This is a genomic window from Microbacterium azadirachtae (genome assembly GCF_000956545.1).
Classification (GTDB): domain Bacteria; phylum Actinomycetota; class Actinomycetes; order Actinomycetales; family Microbacteriaceae; genus Microbacterium; species Microbacterium azadirachtae.
The window spans coordinates 1-18,170 of the sequence record NZ_JYIT01000069.1 but is presented as its reverse complement, the minus strand read 5'-3'; the positions used below and the strand labels follow the sequence as shown (position 1 = coordinate 18,170).

Annotated in this window: 21 protein-coding genes, 2 tRNA genes and 1 pseudogene; 15 read left to right on the top strand and 9 right to left on the bottom strand. The window is 70.6% G+C overall.

Features of this window, described 5'->3' with window-relative positions; all coding sequences use genetic code 11:
• The first annotated feature begins 102 nt into the window (after positions 1-102).
• From RL72_RS06750 to pdxR, 6 genes are all read left to right on the top strand, one after another.
• Positions 103-801 (top strand): phosphatase PAP2 family protein, encoded by a 699-nt coding sequence (locus tag RL72_RS06750; protein WP_052674236.1) that lies wholly within the window; start codon positions 103-105, stop codon positions 799-801.
• A gap of 65 nt (positions 802-866) precedes the next feature.
• Entirely contained in the window at positions 867-1,232 is a 366-nt protein-coding gene (locus RL72_RS19465) for a hypothetical protein (protein WP_082072205.1), read from the top strand.
• Positions 1,223-1,297, top strand: a tRNA-Arg gene (locus tag RL72_RS06740). The genes RL72_RS19465 and RL72_RS06740 overlap by 10 nt, the downstream gene beginning before the upstream one ends.
• 39 nt (positions 1,298-1,336) lie before the next feature.
• The gene (gene orn / locus RL72_RS06735) at positions 1,337-1,963 is read left to right on the top strand and encodes an oligoribonuclease (RefSeq protein ID WP_045250055.1); all 627 of its coding nucleotides are present in this window, start codon (positions 1,337-1,339) and stop codon (positions 1,961-1,963) included.
• 36 nt (positions 1,964-1,999) lie between these two features.
• Positions 2,000-2,072, top strand: a tRNA-His gene (locus RL72_RS06730).
• Between the two features lie 68 nt (positions 2,073-2,140).
• A complete protein-coding gene (pdxR, locus tag RL72_RS06725) occupies positions 2,141-3,517 on the top strand; it encodes a MocR-like pyridoxine biosynthesis transcription factor PdxR (RefSeq protein WP_045250054.1) in 1,377 nt (458 codons plus the stop codon).
• 40 nt (positions 3,518-3,557) lie between these two features.
• Here the strand turns inward: pdxR and RL72_RS06720 are convergent, their stop codons facing one another.
• Entirely contained in the window at positions 3,558-4,169 is a 612-nt protein-coding gene (locus tag RL72_RS06720) for a LysE family translocator (RefSeq protein WP_045250053.1), read from the bottom strand.
• A gap of 140 nt (positions 4,170-4,309) precedes the next feature.
• Between RL72_RS06720 and RL72_RS20425 the strand changes: the two are divergent.
• From RL72_RS20425 to RL72_RS06705, 4 genes and pseudogenes are all read left to right on the top strand, one after another.
• A pseudogene (locus RL72_RS20425) lies at positions 4,310-4,711 on the top strand (GNAT family N-acetyltransferase); the annotation flags it as partial.
• A gap of 111 nt (positions 4,712-4,822) precedes the next feature.
• Complete coding sequence (locus RL72_RS20420) at positions 4,823-5,170, top strand: metallopeptidase family protein (protein WP_045250111.1); 348 nt, start codon at positions 4,823-4,825, stop codon at positions 5,168-5,170.
• Positions 5,167-5,463 carry an ATP-dependent Clp protease adapter ClpS gene (gene clpS, locus RL72_RS06710; protein WP_082072222.1) on the top strand — a complete coding sequence of 99 codons (297 nt, stop codon included), beginning with the start codon at positions 5,167-5,169 and terminating at the stop codon, positions 5,461-5,463. The genes RL72_RS20420 and clpS overlap by 4 nt, the downstream gene beginning before the upstream one ends.
• Before the next feature lie 5 nt (positions 5,464-5,468).
• Positions 5,469-5,954, top strand: a complete 486-nt coding sequence (locus tag RL72_RS06705; protein WP_045250110.1) for a DUF2017 family protein — start codon at positions 5,469-5,471, stop codon at positions 5,952-5,954.
• Between the two features lie 9 nt (positions 5,955-5,963).
• Here RL72_RS06705 and RL72_RS06700 read toward each other — a convergent pair whose 3' ends face one another.
• The 8 genes from RL72_RS06700 to RL72_RS06665 form a co-directional block, all read right to left on the bottom strand.
• Entirely contained in the window at positions 5,964-6,545 is a 582-nt protein-coding gene (locus tag RL72_RS06700) for a nucleoside/nucleotide kinase family protein (protein WP_052674234.1), read from the bottom strand.
• Positions 6,529-6,861 (bottom strand): hypothetical protein, encoded by a 333-nt coding sequence (locus RL72_RS06695; RefSeq protein WP_045250051.1) that lies wholly within the window; start codon positions 6,859-6,861, stop codon positions 6,529-6,531. The genes RL72_RS06700 and RL72_RS06695 overlap by 17 nt, the downstream gene beginning before the upstream one ends.
• Positions 6,862-6,920: 59 nt before the next feature.
• On the bottom strand, positions 6,921-8,174 hold the full coding sequence (gene dinB, locus RL72_RS06690; RefSeq protein WP_045250050.1) for a DNA polymerase IV: 1,254 nt from the start codon (positions 8,172-8,174) through the stop codon (positions 6,921-6,923).
• Positions 8,175-8,241: 67 nt separating this feature from the next.
• On the bottom strand, positions 8,242-9,756 hold the full coding sequence (gene gatB / locus RL72_RS06685; RefSeq protein ID WP_045250049.1) for an Asp-tRNA(Asn)/Glu-tRNA(Gln) amidotransferase subunit GatB: 1,515 nt from the start codon (positions 9,754-9,756) through the stop codon (positions 8,242-8,244).
• On the bottom strand, positions 9,756-11,270 hold the full coding sequence (gene gatA / locus RL72_RS06680; protein WP_045250048.1) for an Asp-tRNA(Asn)/Glu-tRNA(Gln) amidotransferase subunit GatA: 1,515 nt from the start codon (positions 11,268-11,270) through the stop codon (positions 9,756-9,758). Before gatA ends, gatB begins: the two co-directional genes overlap by 1 nt.
• Positions 11,267-11,566, bottom strand: coding sequence for an Asp-tRNA(Asn)/Glu-tRNA(Gln) amidotransferase subunit GatC (gene gatC / locus RL72_RS06675; protein ID WP_045250047.1), 300 nt, complete (start codon positions 11,564-11,566; stop codon positions 11,267-11,269). The genes gatA and gatC overlap by 4 nt, the downstream gene beginning before the upstream one ends.
• Before the next feature lie 55 nt (positions 11,567-11,621).
• Entirely contained in the window at positions 11,622-12,410 is a 789-nt protein-coding gene (locus RL72_RS06670) for a cache domain-containing protein (RefSeq protein ID WP_052674233.1), read from the bottom strand.
• A gap of 57 nt (positions 12,411-12,467) precedes the next feature.
• Positions 12,468-13,253 carry a FadR/GntR family transcriptional regulator gene (locus tag RL72_RS06665; RefSeq protein ID WP_045250046.1) on the bottom strand — a complete coding sequence of 262 codons (786 nt, stop codon included), beginning with the start codon at positions 13,251-13,253 and terminating at the stop codon, positions 12,468-12,470.
• Between the two features lie 120 nt (positions 13,254-13,373).
• Here RL72_RS06665 and RL72_RS06660 point away from each other — a divergent pair, with 120 nt between their 5' ends.
• From RL72_RS06660 to RL72_RS06640, 5 genes are all read left to right on the top strand, one after another.
• Positions 13,374-14,456 carry an ABC transporter ATP-binding protein gene (locus RL72_RS06660; RefSeq protein ID WP_052674232.1) on the top strand — a complete coding sequence of 361 codons (1,083 nt, stop codon included), beginning with the start codon at positions 13,374-13,376 and terminating at the stop codon, positions 14,454-14,456.
• Positions 14,457-14,500: 44 nt separating this feature from the next.
• Positions 14,501-15,676: an ABC transporter substrate-binding protein gene (locus RL72_RS06655; RefSeq protein WP_045250044.1), complete on the top strand. Its 1,176-nt coding sequence runs from the start codon at positions 14,501-14,503 to the stop codon at positions 15,674-15,676.
• A gap of 64 nt (positions 15,677-15,740) precedes the next feature.
• Positions 15,741-16,664, top strand: coding sequence for an ABC transporter permease (locus tag RL72_RS06650; RefSeq protein ID WP_082072193.1), 924 nt, complete (start codon positions 15,741-15,743; stop codon positions 16,662-16,664).
• A gap of 8 nt (positions 16,665-16,672) precedes the next feature.
• Positions 16,673-17,473, top strand: coding sequence for an ABC transporter permease (locus RL72_RS06645; protein ID WP_045250043.1), 801 nt, complete (start codon positions 16,673-16,675; stop codon positions 17,471-17,473).
• A gap of 79 nt (positions 17,474-17,552) precedes the next feature.
• The coding region (locus RL72_RS06640) for an AMP-binding protein (protein WP_045250042.1) at positions 17,553-18,170 on the top strand (618 nt) is incomplete at its 3' end.

Genomic DNA, 18,170 nt, shown 5'->3' with positions numbered 1-18,170 from the left:
ATCCTTAGACAACGCATCGGAACATAGGTCCGGGCGCACGCGCACAGGCGCGACGCCCGCCTCCGATGCCGCCATCGCGAGGACCGCGATGAGGGAGTACCAATGACCGAGCTTCGACGCACGCGCACCCGCCCGCTCACCGGGATCGAGCGCCCGACCTCACGCCCGATCCCGCTCGTGGTGACCGCGATCGTCGGCGCCATCGCTGTCATCGCCCTCGGGTTCGTCATGAAGGCGACCCAGGCGGACCAGGGCGTGGTCGTCGCTCTGAACCAGACGCACACCGGCTGGTGGGGCGCCGTGAGCAATGCGGTCTACCGCGGGATCGAACCGGTTCCCGCCGTAGCGATCACCCTCGTCATCGCCGCTCTCGTCTGGGCGGTATCCCGCTCGCTGCGCACAGCGATCCTCTTCGGACTCACCGTCGCGTTCGCCTGGCTGCCGGTCGCCGCGATCAAGATCCTCGTCGACCGGCCTCGGCCGGACGCCGCCCTGCTGGCCCACCCGTTCTCCCCGCTGCAGACCGACGGGTCCTTCCCCAGCGGGCACACCGCCTACGTCGTCGCCCTCGCGATCGCCTTCTGGTTCCTGCTGCGCGGAACCCGCTTCGCGTGGCTGCCCGTGGCGCTCGGCGTGGTCGCCGGCGTGATCGTCGGGCTCGCCGTCGTCAGCGACGGCCTGCACTTCCCGACGGACGTGCTCGGCTCCGCGATCTGGGCCCTCGCGACGGCGGGCGCCGTCCGCTGGCTGATCGTCGACGTGATCGCCGCGCGCATCGGACGTCGCTCCGCGCGGGGCTGACCTCTCCCCCGGCGAACGTCGGACCTCCTCGCTAGCGTGGCGGTCGATGACGGAGGGGGCCGCTCATGCCCAGCAAGGGTGCGAAACAGTACGAGATGCAGGCGCAGCACCGTGCCCGCAACTTCGAGCTCATGATCCAGTATCTTCTCGCTCACCCCTGCGTCGACTGCGGCATCAATGATCCCGTCGTGCTCGAGTTCGACCATCTGCCGGAGTTCGCAAAGCGGTTCGAGATCGCCCGGGCGATCACTGCATCCACGCGTTCCTGGGCGACGATCGCCGCGGAGATGGCCAAGTGCGAGGTCGTCTGCGCGAACTGCCATCGGCGGCGCACGGCGAAGCGCGCCAGGACCCGGAAGTACCTGATCTCGGAGACCCTGAGAGAGCCCCGATCCATGGGTCCGGATATGCTGAACGACGACCCCCAGTAGCTCAGCGGAAGAGCATCGACCTTCTAAGTCGCCGGTCGCACGTTCGAATCGTGCCTGGGGGACCACGCCGAGGGAGCCATTGCCGACGTCAGTAGGATGGCGGCATGGTTTCTTCGTCCGAGAACGATCGGCTGGTCTGGATCGACTGCGAGATGACGGGGCTCGATCTCGCGATCGACGAGCTCGTCGAGATCGCCGTCGTGATCACCGACTTCGAGCTTCGCCTGGTCGATCCGGGGTTCCAGGTGGTCATCCGCGCCAGTGACGCGGCTCTGGACCAGATGGGCGAGTTCGTCACGAACATGCATCGCACCTCGGGGCTCTACGAGGAGATCCCCCAGGGGGTCACCCTCGCCGAGGCGCAGGCCCAGACTCTGGCGTACATCCAGCGGTTCGTGCCGCAGGAGCGCAAGGCGCCGCTCGCGGGCAACACGATCGGCACCGATCGGATGTTCCTCGCGAAGTACATGCCCGACGTGGACCAGTACCTGCACTACCGGAACGTCGACGTCTCCAGCATCAAGGAGCTCTCCCGCCGGTGGTACCCGCGGGTGTTCTTCCACGCCCCGACGAAGGACGGCGGACACCGCGCTCTCGCCGACATCCTCGAGTCGATCCGCGAGCTCGAGTACTACCGTCGCGCGGTGTTCGTGGACCAGCCCGGCCCGTCCAGCGAGGAGGCGCAGAGCGCCTCGGACGCCGTCGTGTCAGAGTTCGCTCCGAACCTGTAATACACTGGTCAGGTTGCCCGCTCCGGCAGGCACATGGTGGCTATAGCTCAGTTGGTAGAGCACCGCGTTGTGGTCGCGGGGGTCGCGGGTTCAAGCCCCGTTAGCCACCCAGAGGAAGAGGCCCGGATCCCCATGGATCCGGGCCTCTTCGTCGTCTGCGGATAGGATCCGTGGCAGATGACCGGCTCCGATTTCCTCCGCCTCCAGCCCTCGACCGCGCCGGCGCGCGGCCGGACGGCCTGGCTCACCGCGCAGCTGCGCACGGCGATCTCCGACGGCACGCTCGGCGCAGGGACGCGTGTGCCTCCGAGCCGCGAACTCGCCGAAGAGCTGGCCTTCTCCCGCGGCGTGGTGGTCGAGGCGTACCGCCGGCTCACCGAGGAGGGCCTGCTCGTCACGAACCGGGGCGCCGGCACGAGGATCGCCGAGGTCGTGACGCGGCCGGTCCCCTCTCCAAGGGCGAGCGACACGCCCGACCCCACCCTGGTGCTGCATCTCTCCGAAGGCGTTCCCGACCTGAGCGCCTTCCCCCGCTCGGCTTGGCTGCAGGCCGAGCGGCGCGTGCTCGCGACCGCGACCTCCCGCGAACTCGGATACGCCGACCCGCAGGGGGCGCCGGAACTGCGGAAGCAGCTGTCCGGATGGCTCGCCCGCAGCCGAGGAGTCTCCGTCGCCCCCGAGCGCATCATCGTCACCGCAGGCGTCACCGGCGCGCTCAGCCTCATCGCCCAGGTGATGCGCGCACACGGCGTCTCGACGTGCGCGATCGAGGATCCGGGCGCCGACGGGAACCGGCGGATCCTCGACTACTGGCTGGACCGCCTGGAGCCGGTGCCGGTCGACGGCGAGGGCATCGACGTCGCCGCGCTCGCCGCGACGGACGCCCGCGCCGTGCTCACGACGCCGGCGCATCAGTTCCCGACCGGCGCGGTGCTCGCGGCGGCGCGCCGCCGCGACCTCGTCGCCTGGGCGGAGCAGAGAGACGGCATCATCGTCGAGGACGACTACGACTCCGAGTACCGCTACGACCGGACGCCGGTCGCCGCTCTGCACTCGGCGGCCCCGGATCGGATCCTGCACGTGTCGAGCCTCTCCAAAGTGCTCGCGCCGGCACTGCGGATCGGATGGCTGGTCGCCCCGGAAGCGTGGCACGCGGACCTCGTGCGCAGACGCTGGGCCACGGATCTCGGATCACCAGCGCTGCCCCAGCTGGCCCTCGCCGACCTCATCCGCTCGGGTGCCCTGGAACGCCAGATCCGGCGCCTCCGACGGCGGCACAGGGAGCGTCGCGACGCGGCGGTCGCCGCCGTCAGGGAGCACCTGCCCCGTGCACGGATCGAAGGGATCGCCGCCGGCCTGCATCTGCTGGTCCTGCTGCCCGATCGCGTCGACGACGCGGCTCTCGCGGAACGGGCCGCCGCCGCGGGGATCCACATCACGCCGCTGTCGGCCTACCGGTCGACCCCCGGCGCCCCGGGGCTCGTGATCGGCTACGGTCCGCATTCGGAGGCGCGTCTCGCTTCCGCCATCGCCACGATCGGACGCCTGCTCTGATGGGAGGCGCGCCTCCTTGCCGCAGTGCGGGCGATTCCCGTCAATGCGGGGCGATCGCGAGGAGTGCCGCGAGCACGACGAACGTCACAGCGAACCCGCGACCGAGAAGACGATTGATCCTCGGACGCGCCGTGACGAAACGCCCGAGCCGCGCCGCAGCGACCCCGTACACGCCGAAGATGACGAGCGTGATCATCATGAACGCCGCCCCCAGGCCGGCCAGCTGCAGCGTGGCCGCAGGCGCGGAGCCCCCGACGAACATCGGCAGGAAGACGAAGAAGAAGATCGTGAGCTTGGGATTGAGCAGGTTGAGGAGCACTGCCTCGCGGATCACCCGCGTCGCGCGGGGCGGGTCGGATCCCTCCCCGGCGGCGAAGCCCCGCTCGTCCCGCCACATCGCCCAGGCCAGATAGAGCATGTAGCCGACGCCCAGCCACCGAAGTGCCTCGAACAGCGCCCGATTGGTCGAGACGACCACCGCGACGCCGGTCAGCGCCAGGACGAGGTGCGGCACGATGCCGAGCGTGCAGCCGATCGCCGCGAGCATTCCGGCGCGGGCACCGCGCGAGATCCCCGCGGCGATCGTGAACAGGGCCCCCGCCCCGGGTGTCGCGGTGATCGCGATCGACGTCATCAGGAAGCTCAGGTCCATCCCCTCAGCGTGGGGCGCGTGCGGACCTGCGAGAAGATCCAAGACCGATGCCCTTCTCAGGACCAAGTGCGCACGCGCGCGGCGCCCGGGCGCTCTCCTGATCGCGCCGGCGACCGGGCTCCGGCGGCTAGCATCGAGACATGGCCTCCTTCGTGCGCACCGCGACCGACGCCGACCTCGCTGAGCTCGCCCGGATCGAGGACGAGGCCGACGTCGTGTTCGCCGAGCGCTTCGGCTCCGCCCTCGGCCAGGACGCCCCCTCCGGACACGACCGGGCCGCCGAGCCCGGCTTCGTCCTCGTGGTCGCCGAGCACGAGGGCGGCCCCGCGATCGGCTTCGTGCACGTGCTCGAGCACGACGGCATCGCGCACCTGGAGCAGCTCTCCGTGCTGCCCGCCCACGGACGTCGCGGACACGGACGAGAGCTCGTCGAAGCGGCCCTGGACGAGGCCTCCGAGCGCGGCCACGACACCGTGACGCTGCGCACCTTCGCCGACATCCCCTGGAACGCGCCGTTCTACGCCTCCCTGGGCTTCATCGAGAGCGACTCCCCCGACCTCGCTTTCTACCGCGGGCTGATCGACACCGAGCGCCGTCTCGGTCTCGACGAACTGGGCCGACGCGTGCACATGACGATCGATGTGCGCGGCGGCATGACGATGGATCCGGAGCAGTTCGAGGGACTCGTGGCGGATGAGCTCGACCGTCTTCCCGACGACATGGTCGACGGCCTGGAGAACCTCGTGTTCGTGGTCGAGGATCGCCCCGACGACGGATCGCTCGATCTGCTCGGACTGTACGACGGCCTCGCGGTCACCGAGCGCGGCAACTACGGGATGGGCGAGCTGCCGGATCGGATCATCGTGTACCGCGAGCCGCATCTCGCGCAGTGCGCCGACGAGGACGAGCTCCGCACCGAGGTGCACACCACCCTCGTGCACGAGATCGCGCACTACTACGGCATCGACGACGAGCAGCTGCACGAGCTGGGGTGGGCATGAGCTCGCCGCTGAGCACGCCCGCGGTCGGCGAGCGGCTCGATCTGCAGGCCGCTCCCGCCGTGCCCTGGGAGCTGGTGGTGTGGGACGATCCGGTCAACCTGATGAGCTACGTGGTGCGGGTGTTCCGCACCTACTTCGGATACCCCAGGGACCGCGCCACGCGCCTCATGCTGGCGGTGCACAACGAGGGGCACGCCGTCGTCGCCACCGGCCCGCGCGAGACCATGGAGGTGCATGCCCAGGCGATGCACGACTACGGACTGTGGGCGACCGTGCGCAGGGCCGGGGAGTGAGCGACATGGCGGGATCCGGGATCCGCGTGCCGATGCAGGCGATCGAGGCGCAGCAGCTCGCCGAGCTCGTGGACCAGTTCCTCGAGCTGCTCCGCGACACCGAGATCGGCCAGGACTCCGCGCTGGATCGCCTGACGCCGTCCGTCTACCCGCAGGACCCCGAAGCGTCCGCGGAGTTCGCCGAGGCGACCAGCGCCGACCTGCTGGACCGCCGTGCCGCGGATGCGCGCGTCGTGCGCGACGGTCTCGAGGCGGCCTCGGACGATCACGCGCCGATGCCGGAGGAGCTCGTCATCCGCGACGCCGATGTCGATGCCTGGTTGCGGACGCTCGCCGCGCTGCGGCTCGTCATCGCGTCCCGGCTCGGCATCGAGAACCAGCTCGCACCGGATCCCGAGGACCCGCGTCTCGGCGTCTACGAGTGGCTGGGCTATCGCCTGGACGTGCTCGTCGAGGCTGCGGACGCGCTCGACGACGCGTCCGACGGCTGAGCAGCCCGGCTACGGGATCGAGACCACCAGCGTCGCGTGGCCGATCGGATCGTCCCGGCGCTGGTGCACGGTCTCCTGCAGCGCCCAGCGGTCCCAGTGCGGACGGAAGACGTCGCCGTCCCGGTCCAGCGCACGGCGCTTACGACTGCCCTCGGGTGACTCCACCCACACGCGGACGTCGGCGACCCGTGCGGTCCGCGGGGTCAGCGCGCCGCAGCCCTCGAGGATCACGCCGCGCGCGGGGTCGACGGCATGGCTCTCCGCGTACTCCCCCGCCTCCCAGTCGTAACGCTGCCACGTGCCGACGATCCCACGACCGTGCGGGTGCAGGATCTGGTCGTAGGCGCGCTCGACGCCGGCGTCCAGTCCGTCCCATCCGGGGTAGATCGAGTCCAGCGCGATCAGCTGCGGCTCGGTGCGCAGCGGCCACTGCACGGCCACGAGTCGCGCCAGCGTCGACTTGCCGGCACCGCTGCGTCCGTCGATGAGCACGACCGGGTTCGACGCCTGCACGGCGCGCACGGCATCGGCGATCCGGGCGACCGCCTGCGTCAGCGCCCGCGCGACCGGGTCGTCACTTCTTGAGGGCACGGATGATGCGGGAGATCGCTCGACCGGCGACCCAGACGAAAGGCACGGCCACCGCGATCAGCGAGACGAGGTTCGGCTCGAACCGCAGGCCCTCTTCGCGCCGCACGTACACGCCGAGCGGGATCGCGAGCCCGCCCCCGCCGCCGCCTTCACCCTCGCCGGCGCCCTCGGCACCGCCTTCGCCCCCTCCGAAGCCGGAGACGGTGAGCGCCACCGGGGTGAACTGCGCGCCGTCCACCTCCTGGGTCTCGCCATAGGCGCTCTTGACGCCGAAGGACGCGGAGTTCTTGCCAAGCTCGAGTGCGATGTGCGGCATGGGTCCACGCTAGCCCACCCTGACGACGGCGACCACCGGGCCTCCGGCCGAGCGGATCGTCAGTCCAGGCCGTGCGCACGCGGATGCGGGGCGGATCCGCGTCCGGGGCGGGCACCGAGGTGCCTGGCGCGCGTGACGGTGCCGGTGCCGAACCGCGCCTGGGCGCTGTCGAGCGCATCCTCGACCCGTCGCCACTCCGCATCGTCGTCCCACAGCCCGAGCGCGCCTCCGGCGTCCGAGAGGCGCTCGGCCCGCACGCCGACGAGCCGCACCGGGTCACGACGATCGATCGCGTCGAAGAGCGTGCGCGCGACCTCGCCGATCCGCTGCCCCACAGACGTCGCCTCGGGCAGCGTCTGGGAACGGCTGATCGTGGTGAAGTCGGAGAACCGGACCTTGATCGCCACCGTGCCCGCCTCCCAGCCGGCGCGCCGCAGGCGAGCGGCGACGCGGTCAGCGAGCCGCAGCAGCTCCGAGCGCAGGGCTTCGCGGTCGACGACGTCGACGTCGAAGGTCTCCTCGTGGCCGACGCTCTTCTCCACCCGGCTGGTCTCGACACCGCGCGGGTCGCGTCCGGCGGCGAGCTCGCGCAGACGCTGGGCGAGGGCGGGACCGACGGCGCGCTCGAGCGCGGAGGGCGGGGTCGCGAGGATGTCGCGGATCAGCCGGATGCCGCGCGACTCGAGGGTCTCGGCCGTCTTCGGACCGACGCCCCACATGGCGCGCACCGGTTTGGCGGCCAGGAAGTCGAGGGTGTCGGCCTCCGCGACCACCAGCAGGCCGTCGGGCTTGGCCATGGTCGACGCCATCTTCGCCACGTGCTTCGTCGCCGCGACGCCCACGCTGCATGTGATGCCGACCTCCTCGTGCACCCGGCGGCGGATCATCGCGCCGATGGTCCCCGGACTGCCCCAGAGACGGCGCACGCCGCGCACGTCGAGGAACGCCTCGTCGATGGAGAGCGGCTCGACCAGCGGGGTGACCTCTTCGAAGATGGTCATCACCTTCTGCGAGGCGTCGCGGTACTTCGTGAAGTCGGGCGGGACGATCCTCGCGGTCGGGCACAGGCGGATCGCCTGCGACACGGGCATCGCCGAGCGCACGCCGTAGCGTCGCGCCTCGTACGAGGCGCTGGAGACCACCGAACGCCCGTCCGGAGCCCCGATGATCAGGGGAAGCCCACGCAGCGACGGATCGTGCAGGACCTCGACCGCGGCATAGAACGCGTCCATGTCGACGTGCAGGATCCCGGTGCCGCTGTCGTCGGCGTCCGGAGCGGAGACGATCCGCCCGGATCCGTCGCCTCTTCCCATGTCACCATTCTCGCCGAGGCCGCCGACATCGCGTCGGCGGCCTCGGCTCTCAGAGAATCTCGGGGACCTACTGCGCAGCGCGCTCGAGGATGAGCTCGCGCACGCGGGCGGCGTCCGCCTGACCCTTCATCGCCTTCATCACCGCGCCGATCACGGCACCGGCCGCCTGCACCTTGCCGTCCTGGATCTTGGCGAGCACATCGGGCTGCGCGGCGAGAGCCTCGTCGATCGCGGCGATGAGCGCGCCGTCGTCGGAGACCACGGCGAGTCCGCGCGCGTCCACGACCTCCTGCGGAGCGCCCTCGCCCGCGATGACGCCCTCCAGCACCTGGCGGGCCAGCTTGTCGGTCAGCGTTCCGGCATCGACGAGCTTCTGCAGCGCGGCCACGTTCTCCGGGCTGATCAGCGATGCCGCGTCCCGCTCCGCCGCGTTCGCGATGCGGCTGATCTCGCCGGTCCACCACTTGCGCGCCGCATCCGGCGAGGTTCCCGCGGCGATGGTCGCCTCGACCTCATCGAGCAGCCCGGCGTTCACGACGCCCTGGAACTCGATGTCGCCGAAGCCCCAGTCCGCCTTCAGGCGGCGCCGCCGCGCGACCGGCTGCTCCGGCAGCTCCGCGCGCAGCGCCTCGACCAGCTCGCGGGCCGGCTGGACCGGAAGCAGGTCGGGCTCCGGGAAGTACCGGTAGTCGTCCGCATCCGACTTCGGACGTCCCGGTGACGTGGTGCCGGTGTCCTCGTGCCAGTGCCGCGTCTCCTGCGTGATGCTGCCGCCGTCGGCGAGGATCGCCGCCTGCCGCTGGATCTCGTAGCGCACCGCGCGCTCCACGGAGCGCATCGAGTTCACGTTCTTGGTCTCGGTGCGGGTGCCGAGCTTCTCCTGGCCGCGGGGGCGGAGCGAGACGTTCGCGTCGCAGCGCAGGTTTCCGCGCTCGAGCCGCGCCTCGGAGATCCCCAGTCCGCGCACGATGTCGCGGATCGTCGCGACGTACGCCTTCGCGATCTCGGGGGCGCGGTGCTCGGCCCCGAAGATCGGCTTGGTGACGATCTCGACGAGCGGCACCCCGGCGCGGTTGTAGTCGACGAGCGAGTACTCCGCGCCCTGGATCCGGCCGGTCGCGCCGCCGAGGTGGGTGAGCTTGCCCGCGTCCTCCTCCATGTGCGCGCGCTCGATGGGGATCGTCACGAGCGTTCCGTCCTCGAGCTCGACCTCGACCGAGCCCTCGAACGCGATCGGCTCGTCGTACTGCGAGATCTGGTAGTTCTTGCCCAGGTCCGGGTAGAAGTAGTTCTTCCGCGCGAACCGGCACGACTCCGCGATCGAGCAGCCGAGCGCGAGCCCCAGGCTGATCGAGGAGCGCACGGCCGTCTCGTTCACGACCGGCAGGGATCCCGGGAGGCCCAGATCCACCGGCGCGATGAGCGTGTTCGGCTCGGCGTCGTGGTTGCGCTCGTTCGCCGGGTTCGGGGCGTCCGAGAACATCTTGGTCTCGGTGTTGAGCTCGACGTGCACCTCGAAGCCGAGCACGGGCTCGAAGAGCTCGAGCGCCTTGTCGTAGTCCATGAGCTTCACGGCGGACATCAGCGGGTTCCTCCCAGCAGGGGTGCGCGGTCGAGCAGCGGCCCGCCCCACGCGTCGACGAGCAGAGTCTCGAGGGCCGCGCCGACGCGGTACAGACGGGCATCCTCGCGGGCGGGGGCCAGGAACTGGATGCCGACCGGCAGCCCGTCCTCCTCGGCCAGGCCCGACGGGATCGAGATCCCCGGCACGCCGGCGAGGTTGGCCGGGATCGTGGTCAGGTCGTTCAGGTACATCTGCAGCGGATCGCCGATCTTCTCGCCGAGCTTGAACGCGGTGGTCGGGGCGGACGGCGTGGCGATGACGTCGACCTGCGCGAACGCCGCGTCGAAGTCCTGCTGGATGAGGGTGCGCACCTTCTGCGCGCTGCCGTAGTACGCGTCGTAGTACCCGGCCGAGAGGGCGTAGGTGCCGAGGATGATGCGGCGCTTGACCTCGGGCCCGAAGCCGACCTCGCGGGTGAGCGACATGACGTCCTCGACCGTGCCGCCGCCGTCGGGCGTGACGCGCAGGCCGAACCGGACAGAGTCGAACTTCGCCAGGTTGCTCGAGGCCTCGGCCGGGAGGATCAGATAGTAGGCGGCGACGCCGTACTCGAAGTGCGGGGCGGAGATCTCCACGATCTCGGCGCCCTGCGCCTCCATGAGCTTCAGCGCGGCGTGGAAGGATGCGGCGACTCCCGCCTGGAAGCCCGAGTCCGGCAGCTCCTTCACGACGCCGACCTTCAGCCCCTTGAGCACCTGCCCGGTCGCGCCCTCGCGCGCGGCCGCCGCGAACGACGGCCAGGCGTCGGGAAGCGACGTCGAGTCCTTGGGGTCGTGCCCTCCGATGACGTCGTGGAGCAGACCGGCGTCGAGGACGGTGCGCGACACCGGCCCGACCTGGTCGAGGCTGGACGCGAGGGCGATCGCGCCGTAGCGGCTCACACCGCCGTAGGTGGGCTTGATGCCCACGGTGCCGGTGACGTGCGCCGGCTGACGGATCGAGCCGCCGGTGTCCGAGCCGAGGGCGATCGGCGCCTCGAACGCGGCCACCGCAGCGGCCGAGCCGCCGCCCGAGCCGCCCGGGATCCGGTCGAGGTCCCACGGGTTGTGGGTGGCGCCGTAGGCGGAGAACTCCGTGGAGGATCCCATCGCGAACTCGTCCATGTTGGTCTTGCCGATGCCGACCAGGCCCGCCGCCCGGGCGCGGGCGACCACCGTGGCATCGAACGGCGACCGATACCCCTCGAGGATCCGGGATCCGCTCGTGGAGGGCTGGTCGGTGGTGACGAGCACGTCCTTGATGGCCAGCGGGACGCCCGCGAGTTCGCCGAGCTGCTCGCCCCCGGCGCGGCGGCGATCCACCTCCGCGGCGGCGTCGAGCGCGTGCTCGTTGACGTGGAGGAAGGCGTGCACGTCGCCGTCGACGGCGGCGATGCGGTCGAGGTGCGCCTGGGTCGCCTCGACGCTCGACACCTCTCCGGCCGCGAGCTTGGCGCCGAGCTCGGCGGCGGTCCAGCGGATGATCTCGCTCACTGCTCCTCCCCCAGGATCGCGGTGACGCGGAAGCGGTCGCCGTCCGCGTCGGGCGCGTTCTGCAGCGCCTGCGCGGTCGTGAGGGTCTGGCCCACGACGTCCTCGCGGAAGACATTGTGCATCGCGATCGGGTGGCTCGTGGCGACGACGTCGGGGGTCGCGACCTCGGACACCTTGGCGATGTTGTCGACGATGGCGTCGAGCTGACCGGTCAGCTTCGTCACCTCGTCATCGGAAAGCTGGATGCGCGCGAGCACGCCGAGGTGGCGCACGAGATCAGGGGTGATTTCAGACACCTGGACAGTCTAGCCAGCGGGTGGCGAGCCCCCTGCCGGCCGGCGGCCGCGACGATCAGTCCTGCAGCACGAGCACGAGCGTCGTACCGCCGCACGGCACCGCCCTGGTGCCGCCGGCGACGGCGCCGACCGCACCATCGGCGCGCAGCGCGTCGAGCGCCTGCCGGACCTCGTCGCCGCGCAATAGCGTGCCGGTCACCCGGTGCGAATCGCTCGATGCGACCACGCGTCCTGAGGCGTTCACGACCGTGCCGGTCCCGGTGACGTCGCGCAGGATCGGCAGGATCGCGCGCTCCAGCCGGGATACGTGCACGTCGATGCCGACGACCCCGACCATCCTCCCCGCCTGCTCGACCGGCGCCGTCACCGTGACCGTGTAGTCGTCCGTGCAGAGGTAGTCGACGTAGGGCCCTGTCACGTGCCGCTCGCCGGTGCGCTCCGGCACCCGCCACCACTCCAGCTGCCGGTAGTCGCGGAACTGGTCGGAGTCGGGATCGTCGACCGTGTCCAGGCGGCGCACGCTGCCGCGATCGCCTCTGTCGAGGCCGTGGATCTCGCGCAGCCACCAGGCCAGGTGCCACGGCGCGTCGGCGAGCACGCCCGGCGTCGCGACGAAACCGGCTCCGGTCACGAGTCCGGCCGGAACGGTCAGCGCGGGACGCGCCAAGGCGTCCATGAACGGATCCAGCGTCGCGGCGGCGGGGGCGACGCCCAGGGCCGCGAAGGAGCGGAACTCCTCCTCGACCCCGCGGCGCCACGTGTCCACGAGCGCGAACAGCGGCGCGAACGTGCTCTCGATCCGCGCGGCGATGCGCTCATCATGCTCGGCGACGGTGCCGGTCATCTCCCGCTCCTTCTGTGTGTCGGGTTCCGTGGGTCGGGTCGGGTGTGTAGGGGCGCGTCAGCGCGGCGACGGCGCGGACTGCTCCGCGGACTCCGCCGCCACCTCCAGCCGTGACTTCTCGTCCAGGAGCCACTCGACGCCTGCGGCGATCCGCCGCACCGCGACGGCACGGGCGGCCTCGGTGTCGGCGGCGCCGATCGCGTCCAGCTGGGCGACCCGGGCGGCACGGCTGTGCGCGCGGTTGTCGGGCTCGCGCAGACCCAGCCAGATCAGGGATCCGATCTCGGACTGCAGGCGCAGCTCCTCCCGCACCAGCCGCGGCGACTGGCTGAGCGCGGCCACCTCGAGCTGGAACCGGGCGACGGCGCGCCGCGCCCCGCCCTCGCTGGACAGGTCCTCCTGCTCGACGAGCTCGCGGAGACCGCGCACGTCCTCCTCGCCCGCCCGGTCGGCGGCGAGCTCGGCCGCCATGCCCGCGATCGCCGAGTAGTGCGTCGAGGCGTCGCGCAGCTCGACCCGGCTCAGCGCGCGGATCCGCTCGTCCGTGAAGCGACGCGCCGTCTCGGGATCGAAGGTGACGAAGCTGCCGCCGTCGCGTCCGCGGCGGGTCTGGATGAGGCCGGCGTCGCGCAGCGCCTCGAGCGCCTCGCGTGCGGTCACGACGGCGACGCCGAGGCGGCGGCCGAGCTGCGACTCACTGGGCAGCCGCTCGCCGTCGTGCAGCACGCCGGACGTGATCGCGTCCTGCAGTCGCCGCTCGACGAGCTCGGCGCGGCCGACGTCGGACAGGGGCGCGAAGACGGCGGACCGCGCGGGGTCCACGCCTGCCGACACCTGTGCCACGCCGCTCTCCTCTCGAGGCCGTGACACGACGGTAACACGCGTGTTGACAAAATCCTCTGTTCCCATATGATTCCAAACATCTAGTAACAGAGGATTAGTCCTCGCATCGAAGGGGATGTGATGACCGACAAGCCCGTCGCGATCAGACTCAGCGGACTCACCCGCGCCTTCGGATCCGTCACCGCCGTCGACGGCGTGGATCTGGAGATCGCAGAGGGAGAGTTCTTCTCCATGCTCGGGCCGTCCGGCTCCGGCAAGACCACGGTGCTGCGCCTCATCGCCGGCTTCGAGCAGCCGACCGCCGGCACGGTGGAGTTGTTCGGGGAGGACGTCACGCGCACGCCGCCGTTCGACCGCGACGTGAACACGGTCTTCCAGGACTATGCGCTGTTCCCGCACATGACGGTGCTCGACAACGTGGCCTACGGGCTGCGTGTGCGCGGGGTCGGCAAGAGGGAACGCCGCGAGCGCGCGCGCAGGGCGCTCGCGAGCGTCCGGCTCGAGCATGTCGCGGACCGCAAGCCGAGTCAGCTTTCCGGCGGGCAGCGTCAGCGCGTCGCGCTGGCCCGCGCCACGGTGGTCGAGCCCAAGGTGCTGCTGCTGGACGAGCCGCTGGGCGCGCTGGATCTGAAGCTGCGCGAGCAGATGCAGGTCGAGCTGAAGCAGATCCAGCGCGATCTGGGCATCACGTTCATCTTCGTCACGCACGATCAGGAGGAGGCGCTGACCCTGTCCGACCGCATCGCGGTGTTCAGCGCCGGCCGCATCGAGCAGCTGGGCACGCCGTTCGAGCTCTACGAGCGCCCGGTGTCCCGCTTCGTGGCCGACTTCGTGGGCACCTCGAACCTGTTCGACGACGCGACCAGCGCACGCGTGCTCGGCCGCCAGGGCAACCACTCGCTGCGTCCGGAGAAGCTCCTGGTCGCCGCGGCCCCCTCCGACGAGGCCGGCCGCCGATCGGCCGCAGGTGTGGTCGCCGAGGCGATCTACCTGGGCTCGGGGGTGCGGCTGGTCGTCGACCTCGATGAGGGACCGCGCGTCACGGTGCTCCAGCAGAACATCGGCGGGCACGCGCACGGCGACCACGGGGACCGCGTGTTCGTCTCGTGGCGCGACGCCGACGTCGTCCCGCTGGGCGACGCGCCCCTGGCCGAGCAGAACGACACCCCCTCCCGCACCATCCGTACGGCCGGCATCCGCTGACCGCCCCTCGCACCCGCGAACGCAGAAGAACGAAGGAGTATCCCATGCGCAAGAACGCCCTCCCGGCCCTCGCGGCCCTCGGCCTGACCACGGTCGTGCTCGCCGCCCTCACCGGCTGCGGCACCGCCGGCTCGTCCGGCGGTGGCGGCACCGGTCCCGTCGACAAACTGGGCAAGAACGAGGGCGCGGTCAAGATCCTCGCCTGGCCCGGCTACGTCGAGGACGGCTCGAACGACCCGAAGGTCGACTGGGTCTCGGAGTTCACGAAGAGCACCGGGTGCAAGGTCGAGGCGAAGACCTTCGGGACATCCGACGAGGCGCTCAACCTCATGAAGACCGGCGACTACGACGTGGTGTCGGCATCGGGCGACGCCTCGCTCCGCCTCATCGCCTCGGGCGACGTGGTCGAGGTGAACACGAAGCTCCTGAAGAACTACGACGGCATCTTCCCGTTCCTCAAGGACCGCGCCTGGAACACCGTCGACGGCAAGCACTACGGCGTGCCGCACGGGTACGGCGCCAACCTGCTGATGTACAACACCGAGGCGTTCCCCACCGCGCCGACCTCCTGGGACGTCGTGTTCGACAAGGCCTCGGACCACAGGGGCAAGATCACCGCCTACGACTCCCCTATCTACATCGCCGATGCGGCGGTCTATCTCATGGCGCACAAGCCCGAGCTGAAGATCACGAACCCCTATGCGCTCGATCAGAAGCAGTTCGACGCCGCCGTGTCGCTGCTCAAGGAGCAGCGCCCGAACATCAGCGAGTACTGGGGCGACTACCTCAAGGAGGTGCAGTCGTTCCAGTCCGGTGACAGCGTCGCAGGCACCACGTGGCAGGTGATCCAGAACACGCTCGAGGGCGAAGGCGGCAAGACGGCCGTGGTGCTGCCCGACGAGGGCGCGACCGGCTGGAGCGACACCTGGATGATCTCGTCCAAGGCGAAGAACCCGAACTGCGCCTACGCGTGGCTGGACTACATCTCCAGCCCGAAGGCCAATGCCCAGGCCACCGCGTTCTTCGGCGAGGCCCCCTCCAGCGAGAAGGCCTGCGACTTCCGCGATGACTGCGCCTCATACCACGCGGGCGACGCCGAGTACGCGAAGAAGATCTGGTACTGGACGACGCCGATCGCGAAGTGCCTGGACGGTCGCACGGATGTGAAGTGCATCGATTACGCCGGGTGGACGACGGCCTGGCAGCAGATCCGCAACTGATCCGATCCGGTCGTCCGGGGCCCGCGCTCCGGACGACCGGGCCCGGTCCCCGAAAGGACTCCTCATGAGCGCCATCGCACCGGCGAAGACGCCGCGGCCGGCCGTCCCGTCCCCGCGCCGCACGCCATCGCGCCGCGGATCCGCCTACCTGTCCACGCATCCGCGCGCCCGCCTCGCCCTCCTGCTGTCCGCCCCGCTGTTCTGGCTCGCCGCGGTCTACGTCGTGGCCCTCGCGCTGCTGCTGGTCACGGCGTTCTGGACGACGGACACGTACACGGGCCAGATCCGCACCGAGTTCACGGCAGACAACATCGTGACGGTCGTGACCGACGCGTTCTACCAGGGCATCACTCTGCGCACGGTCGGGATCGCCCTGGCCGTCACCGTGATCGACGTGGCGCTCGCCCTGCCGATCGCCTACTTCATGGCGATGGTGGCCTCCCCCGCCCTGCAGCGCGTGCTGGTCGTGCTGGTGCTGACGCCGCTGTGGGCCTCCTACCTCGTCAAGGCGTTCGCCTGGCGGTCGGTGCTGTCCAGCGACGGCATCCTCGAGTGGCTGCTGCGCCCGCTCGGCGGTCACACCCCCGGATACGGGATCGCCGCGACGATCATCACGCTGTCCTATCTGTGGCTGCCCTACGTCATCCTGCCGATCTACGCGGGACTGGAGCGCGTGCCCAGCTCGCTGCTCGAAGCCTCCGGCGACCTCGGCGGGCGCAGCTGGGCCACCCTGCGCCTGGTGGTGTGGCCGATGGCGCTCCCCGCCATCATCGCCGGCACCATCTTCAGCTTCTCGCTCTCCCTCGGCGACTACATCACGATCGGCATCGTCGGCGGCGGCGCCCAGATGCTCGGAACGCTCGTCTACCAGGACATCGGTGCGGCGAACAACCTCCCGCTCGCCGCGGCGATCGCGCTGATCCCCATCGTCATCATCTTCGGCTACCTGTTCCTCGTGCGCCGCACCGGCGCCCTGGACAACCTGTAGGAGGCCTCGTGCGCATCTCCCTCGGCACCAGGGTCACCCTGGGCATCATCACCGCGGTCATCCTCGCGGTCGTCTACGTGCCGCTCCTGGTGGTCCTCGTCAACTCGTTCTCGACCTCGGCGTCGCTCACCTGGCCCCCGCCCGGGTTCACCCTGGAGTGGTGGGGCAGGGCGTTCCGCAGCGACGGCGCGCTCGAGGCGGTCGGCACGAGCGCGCTGGTCGCGCTGATCTCCTCGCTTCTCGCTCTGGCGCTGGGGACCATGCTCTCGTTCGCGCTGCAGCGGTTCGCGTTCTTCGGGCGGAACACCGTCAACCTGCTCGTCATCCTGCCGATCGCGCTTCCCGGCATCATCACCGGCATCGCGCTGAACAACCTGTTCCGCACGATCCTCGGCGTCCCGCTCTCGATCTGGACGGTCATCATCGCGCACACGACGTTCTGCATCGTCACGGTGTTCAACAACGCCGTGGCACGCCTGCGGCGCATGGGCACCTCCCTCGAGGAGGCGTCGAGCGACCTCGGCGCCGGGATCTGGACGACGTTCCGCCTGGTCACGTTCCCGCAGCTCCGCTCGGCGCTGCTCACCGGCGGGCTGCTCGCCTTCGCCCTGTCCTTCGACGAGATCGTCGTGACGACCTTCACCGCCGGATCCGGGGTGCGCACCCTGCCGATGTTCATCATCGACAACGTCGCGCGGCCGAACCAGGCGCCCATCGTCTCGGTGATCGCCGTCGTGCTGGTCGTCGTCTCGATCGTCCCGATCGCGCTCGCGCAAAAGCTGTCCGGAAGCGAGCAGCAACGGCGATGACGGCATCCCCGGGCGGCGCAGTGGGGGCAACCCTCGGGGGCGTGCCCGTGCGATCGGCGACGCGGCATAGGCTGAGCACGTGACGACGTTCGTTCCTCCCCGTCCCTGGACCGCCAGCTACGCCGAGGGGGTGCCGGAGGACCTCGCGGAGGTCTCCGGATCCCTCGTCGACATCGTCGAGGCGTCGGCACACGACTACCCGGACGCGGCGGCCCTGCAGTTCTTCGGCCGCACGACGTCGTACCGCGACCTGCAGCAGGCGATCGATCGCGCGGCCGCCGGCCTTGCGGCGCTCGGGGTCAAGGCGGGGGATCCGGTCGCCATCGTGCTGCCGAACTGCCCCCAGCACATCGTCGCGTTCTACGCCGTGCTCCGGCTCGGCGCCGTCGTCGTCGAGCACAACCCGCTGTACACCGCCCGCGAGCTGCGCAAGCAGTTCGAGGACCACGGCGCGAAGCACGCGATCGTGTGGAACAAGGTGGTCGCCACGGTGCAGGAGTTCCCCTCCGACCTCGCCGTCACGAACCTCGTGTCCGTCGACGTGACGCGCGCGATGCCCGCGCTCACCCGCTTCGCCCTGCGCCTGCCGGTGGCGAAGGCCCGCGAGTCCCGGGACGCGCTCACCACCAGGGTGCGCGGCACCGTGCCCTGGGAGTCCGTGGTCGGCCATGCCCCGCTGCGCGCCTCCCACCCCCGC

What these genes read in the sequence shown, in the direction of transcription:
- RL72_RS06750 (WP_052674236.1), top strand. Translation starts at nt 103, where the DNA reads ATGACCGAGCTTCGACGCACGCGCACCCGCCCGCTCACCGGGATCGAG.
- RL72_RS19465 (WP_082072205.1), top strand. Translation starts at nt 867, where the DNA reads ATGCCCAGCAAGGGTGCGAAACAGTACGAGATGCAGGCGCAGCACCGT.
- orn (WP_045250055.1), top strand. Translation starts at nt 1,337, where the DNA reads ATGGTTTCTTCGTCCGAGAACGATCGGCTGGTCTGGATCGACTGCGAG.
- pdxR (WP_045250054.1), top strand. Translation starts at nt 2,141, where the DNA reads ATGACCGGCTCCGATTTCCTCCGCCTCCAGCCCTCGACCGCGCCGGCG.
- RL72_RS06720 (WP_045250053.1), bottom strand. Translation starts at nt 4,169, where the DNA reads ATGGACCTGAGCTTCCTGATGACGTCGATCGCGATCACCGCGACACCC.
- RL72_RS20420 (WP_045250111.1), top strand. Translation starts at nt 4,823, where the DNA reads ATGACGATGGATCCGGAGCAGTTCGAGGGACTCGTGGCGGATGAGCTC.
- clpS (WP_082072222.1), top strand. Translation starts at nt 5,167, where the DNA reads ATGAGCTCGCCGCTGAGCACGCCCGCGGTCGGCGAGCGGCTCGATCTG.
- RL72_RS06705 (WP_045250110.1), top strand. Translation starts at nt 5,469, where the DNA reads ATGGCGGGATCCGGGATCCGCGTGCCGATGCAGGCGATCGAGGCGCAG.
- RL72_RS06695 (WP_045250051.1), bottom strand. Translation starts at nt 6,861, where the DNA reads ATGCCGCACATCGCACTCGAGCTTGGCAAGAACTCCGCGTCCTTCGGC.
- dinB (WP_045250050.1), bottom strand. Translation starts at nt 8,174, where the DNA reads ATGGGAAGAGGCGACGGATCCGGGCGGATCGTCTCCGCTCCGGACGCC.
- gatB (WP_045250049.1), bottom strand. Translation starts at nt 9,756, where the DNA reads ATGTCCGCCGTGAAGCTCATGGACTACGACAAGGCGCTCGAGCTCTTC.
- RL72_RS06670 (WP_052674233.1), bottom strand. Translation starts at nt 12,410, where the DNA reads ATGACCGGCACCGTCGCCGAGCATGATGAGCGCATCGCCGCGCGGATC.
- RL72_RS06660 (WP_052674232.1), top strand. Translation starts at nt 13,374, where the DNA reads ATGACCGACAAGCCCGTCGCGATCAGACTCAGCGGACTCACCCGCGCC.
- RL72_RS06655 (WP_045250044.1), top strand. Translation starts at nt 14,501, where the DNA reads ATGCGCAAGAACGCCCTCCCGGCCCTCGCGGCCCTCGGCCTGACCACG.
- RL72_RS06650 (WP_082072193.1), top strand. Translation starts at nt 15,741, where the DNA reads ATGAGCGCCATCGCACCGGCGAAGACGCCGCGGCCGGCCGTCCCGTCC.